This is a genomic window from Corallococcus llansteffanensis, assembly GCF_003612055.1.
Taxonomy (GTDB): Bacteria; Myxococcota; Myxococcia; order Myxococcales; family Myxococcaceae; genus Corallococcus; species Corallococcus llansteffanensis.
In genome coordinates, this window is the sequence record NZ_RAWB01001101.1 from 1 (window position 1) to 847 (window position 847).

The following is an 847-nucleotide window of genomic DNA, read 5'->3' on the forward strand; positions in this document are numbered from 1 at the left end:
GGAGGCGGGCGGAGGCGGCGGCGGAGCGGCCCGGGGCTTCACGCCCAGCAGGTCCTCCAGTACGTCCGCGCCGTCGGGACGCGAGTCGGCCGGCGGAGGCGGCGGCAGATCCCAGTCCAGCGTCGGCGGGGCCGGCGGACGCGAGGGGGGCCGCGCGGCGACCGGAGGCGACGGCAGGATGTCCGGCGAGTCGTCCTCATCCATGTCCATGGGTTCGGCCTCCACGATGTCCAGCGGTTCGCCCCGGGCGCGCGCGAAGGCCCGGTCCAGGTCGTCCGGCGTGACGACGAACACCTTCAGGGGCTTGCGCAGTTGGAAGCGCAGCTCGTCCACCAGCATGAGGTTGCCGGGGTCCTCCACCGCCACGTGGAGCTTCTCGCTGCGGCCGTCCAGCTCCAGTGCGAAGAGCAGCACGCGGTGCTCGCTCTGGAAGTCCATGGACACCAGCGAGGACACCGCGTGCGGGATGTACTCGGGCAGCTGCACGAAGGGCAGCTCGTGCTGGGCCGCCAGCGCGCGCGCGATGTCCCGGCCGTTGCACAGGCCCATGGACACCAGCACCTCGCCCAGCTTGCGGCCCTGACCGCGCCGCCCGGAGGCCAAGGCCTGCTTCACCTGCTCGTCCGTGACCACTCCGGCCTGGACGAGGAGTTCACCAATCTTCTTGCGCATGGCCGCTGGCTACCGCTTGACCTTGGCGAGGTATTCCTCGCGGGAAAAAATGCCCTTCTCGATGAGCAGCTCCACCATGGCCTTGAGCGCGGCGACTTCCTTGCGCTGGACCTCTTCCACGCTCTTGAGCAGCTCCGCGGGGCTGCCGTTGGGCGCCGCGCGAGGGGCCTCCGCC

General features: G+C 71.1%; 1 protein-coding gene and 1 pseudogene. Both read right to left on the minus strand.

Features of this window, described 5'->3' with window-relative positions; translation table 11 throughout:
- The coding region (locus tag D7V93_RS43585; protein ID WP_120648727.1) for a cyclic di-GMP-binding domain-containing protein, MshE-related at window positions 1–672 on the minus strand (672 nt) is incomplete at its 3' end.
- Between the two features lie 9 nt (window positions 673–681).
- Window positions 682–847 (minus strand): annotated as a pseudogene (locus D7V93_RS47890) (GspE/PulE/PilB domain-containing protein); the annotation flags it as partial.